Below are 2,192 nucleotides of genomic sequence, written 5' to 3'. Positions count from 1 at the left end.
GGGCGCAAAGAACTGCAACATGGTCACGCGTACGCTTTTCTCAAGCGGCGCCTTCAAAACTCACTTGACCTCGAATGTCACGGAGTCTATAAGCTGATGCGTGTCGATAAGCGGAGTAGCACTGGGCCGTCCTTGCCTGATTCTCGCCTGCACGGTGGCATCGCGCAGCGGCTCGTACTTTTCGCTGTCGCGCATCGCGAGCGTGATGCAGTCCTTCAAGCGCATCCCCAGTTCCTCGCACATCGTCTGGACGGTCATTTCGCCGTTGATAATCTGCGGGAGATACTTGCGTTCAAGTTTCGGCATGATGGCGCGAAACCGTTCCATGGCAAAACGCAGGAAGGGCCTTGCCGGAATTTCCGGGTAGTGGACGCCCTCAAGCGTCGTCCCTTCCTTACGGCCGTAATTCAGCGTTCTCGCTATCAACGAATTGGAAGCGGGTTCCCTCAATGCGGGAGTCAGCTTTCCCGTCTTTTTTCTGTAATCGAGATTTTCCTTCGCTTTCCGTGCAGTCCCGTTTCCATCTATCCAGCCCGATAGAATGGTCTTTTCGTTCAGCTTCTTTAGAGCGTCAAACCTTTTTCTCAATCCCTCGAAATCCGTGATAGCCATATCCACAACATAGGAAAAACTTTCTATGGGGAACAAAATCTTAAACAAAGACCTAATCACGCCTAAACCGGGCTACTTCACGATAAAGGAGGTGGCCGACAAAATCGGCTTCAACCACTTCACGGTCTATGACTGGGTGCATACCCGCGGTATGCCCGTGAGAAGAAGCTGCAAGCGCGGACGCATGACCGTTTACTGGCCCGATTTTCTGCGCTGGTGGAAGGAGTTGAGGAACGACTGATGTATGGCAGATTCCCAGGACATGAGGGCCATCGGCAAGCTCGGAGGCTTGGCGTCTTCAAGGAGCAAGCTGAAAGCGAAGGAGGCGCGGGAAGTCGCGAGAAACGTTCTCGGGACAAAGTTTCGCCTGTCCGAAGGACGCTTGAAGGAATCGCTCCGAAGCATCGGAATCCAGGTGGAGAAACCCATCGAGCTTCGCGCTGCAATCATATCGGTCATGAGTGGCATGGCTCTTTCCGGAAACATCAAGGCGGCGCGTTTCGTGTTCGACATAGCGGAGGAAACGGAAGATTCCAAGCTGACACGCGCAAAGCGCAAGATGCTCGACAGGATGGTTGACAACCCCGACGCGGTAAACATCGACACAAACGGAGAAATCCCCACGCCCGACGAATTGAGCGAGATAAAGAGGCAGGCGCGGGAACTTGGCATTTACGAGAATGACACCACAGATTGAACAGCTCGCAAGGACAAACCTTCTTGCCTTTGTAAAGGCGACGATGCCGAATTACAGCATCGGGTGGGTCCACCGTGAAATCTGCGCTCGCCTCATGCGTTTCTACACCGACGTAATGGAACGCAAGAGTCCCCGCCTCATTCTCACCATGCCGCCGCGACATGGCAAGAGCCAACTTGTAAGCAAGCATTTTCCGGCGTGGTGCTTCGGTGTAAATCCCGACATTTCCTTCATGGCGTGCAGCTATAGCGACGGACTTTCCAGGCGCGTGAACAAGGACGTGCAGCGCATCATGGAAAGCAACGAATACCACCGCATATTTCCGCGAACGACCTTGCCGCCGCGAGGAAGCAAGTACACGCGCTCGACAAACCTAATCGAAATCCCCAACAGGAAAGGCAGTTTCAGAAGCACGGGTATCGGCGGAAGTATAACGGGCATGGGCTGCGAAATCCTCGGCATCGACGACCCGCTGAAAGACAGACAGGAAGCGAACAGCATCACCATACGAGACAGGATTTGGGACTGGTACACATCCACCGCATACACGCGACTTTCTCCGGGCGGGGGCGTTCTCGTCACGCTTACGCGATGGCATGAGGACGACCTGGCGGGACGCCTGCTCAACGCCATGAAACAGGGCGATGGTGACCAGTGGACGGTCATAAACTATCCCGCGATTGCCGAGAAGGACGAACCGCACCGAAAAATCGGCGAAGCGCTGCACCCGGAAAGATACCCGCTTGAAATGCTCGAAAAAATCCGCATCAACGTGGGAAGCTACGACTGGAACGCACTCTACCAGCAGCACCCCGCACCAGTCGGCGGAAGCATCATCAAGCGCGAATGGCTGCAACAGTACGAAATCTTGCCCAAGGTTTTC

Annotated in this window: 4 protein-coding genes; 3 read left to right on the top strand and 1 reads right to left on the bottom strand. The window is 54.6% G+C overall.

Features of this window, described 5'->3' with window-relative positions; all coding sequences use genetic code 11:
• Nucleotides 1-60: 60 nt before the first annotated feature.
• Nucleotides 61-612, bottom strand: a complete 552-nt coding sequence (locus IKG78_RS12145; RefSeq protein ID WP_073321128.1) for a hypothetical protein — start codon at nucleotides 610-612, stop codon at nucleotides 61-63.
• Between the two features lie 25 nt (nucleotides 613-637).
• Between IKG78_RS12145 and IKG78_RS12140 the strand changes: the two genes are divergently transcribed.
• From IKG78_RS12140 to IKG78_RS12130, 3 genes are all read left to right on the top strand, one after another.
• Complete coding sequence (locus tag IKG78_RS12140) at nucleotides 638-853, top strand: hypothetical protein (RefSeq protein WP_073321125.1); 216 nt, start codon at nucleotides 638-640, stop codon at nucleotides 851-853.
• A gap of 3 nt (nucleotides 854-856) precedes the next feature.
• The gene (locus IKG78_RS12135) at nucleotides 857-1,309 is read left to right on the top strand and encodes a hypothetical protein (RefSeq protein WP_073321122.1); all 453 of its coding nucleotides are present in this window, start codon (nucleotides 857-859) and stop codon (nucleotides 1,307-1,309) included.
• Nucleotides 1,293-2,192: terminase family protein (locus tag IKG78_RS12130; RefSeq protein WP_290943812.1), on the top strand; the 900-nt coding region annotated here is incomplete at its 3' end. The genes IKG78_RS12135 and IKG78_RS12130, both read left to right, overlap by 17 nt.

The organism is Fibrobacter sp. (assembly GCF_017545445.1).
GTDB lineage: Bacteria > Fibrobacterota > Fibrobacteria > Fibrobacterales > Fibrobacteraceae > Fibrobacter.
Note: the sequence above shows the minus strand (reverse complement) of the source record. Positions and strands in the feature narration are given on the sequence as shown.